The organism is Paracoccus sp. P2, from assembly GCF_046335115.1.
Taxonomy (GTDB): Bacteria; Pseudomonadota; Alphaproteobacteria; order Rhodobacterales; family Rhodobacteraceae; genus Paracoccus; species Paracoccus pantotrophus.
In genome coordinates, this window is record NZ_JBGOSN010000170.1 from 1 (window position 1) to 840 (window position 840).

1 protein-coding gene is annotated in these 840 nt (G+C 66.5%); it reads right to left on the reverse strand.

Going from position 1 to position 840, the window contains the following annotated elements; genetic code table 11:
• Positions 1-100 precede the first annotated feature (100 nt).
• The coding region (locus ACDP63_RS25040) for an ABC transporter permease (RefSeq protein ID WP_409928878.1) at positions 101-840 on the reverse strand (740 nt) is incomplete at its 5' end.

Genomic DNA, 840 nt, shown 5'->3' on the forward strand with positions numbered 1-840 from the left:
AGATCGACCGCGCGCAGGGCATCGACGCGGGTTTCGCCCTCGCCGAAATGCTTGGCTACGTTCGAGACCTCGATGAGGATGTCGCCGAGCGCCATGTCGGTCAGCTCCCGAGCGCTGTGGCCGGGTCGACCTTCATCGCCGCCCGCACGCCGAGCGCCGAGGATAGAAGACAGACGGCGGCGATGATGCCGGCAAGGACCATGACGTTGAACGGCTCCAGCACCACGCGACGGGGAAAATAGTCCTTCACCGTAAGGATCAGCATCAGGCCGATCCCCCAGCCTGAGGCGCCGAGGATCAGCGCCTGCTGCACGATCAGCGCGATGATGGTGCGGTCGGGCGCGCCGATCAGCTTCAGCGTGGCGATCTGCTTCAGCTTCTCCATGGTCATCGTGTAGATGATGAGGGCGATCACCACGGCGCTGACGGAGAGAAGGATGCCGAGGAACAGCCCGATCTGGCGGCGCGCCTTGTCGACCACCGAGGCGAGCAGCAGTTCCTCCTGTTCGGCCTGGGTCATGGCGGCGAGGTGCTTCCATTGGCGCACGGTCGCGGTCAGCAGATCGACATCGGCGCCCGGCGACATGCGGGCAATTATGGCGGCGACCGATGCGGACTTGACAGAGACAGCCCCGCGCGCGGCCTGCACCCGCTGGGCGGCGGGGTCGAGTTCAGTCTGAAGCGCCATCGCGTCGGCCAGCGTCACATAGACCGCCGGATCCCCGCCCGAGTTCATAGCCCCTTCGACCAGCCCGACCACGGTAAAGCGGTCGCGCCCGAGCCGGATCGTCTCGCCGGGCAGCAGGCCGGTCTTGCGGTCGGCCACCAGTTCGAAATGGC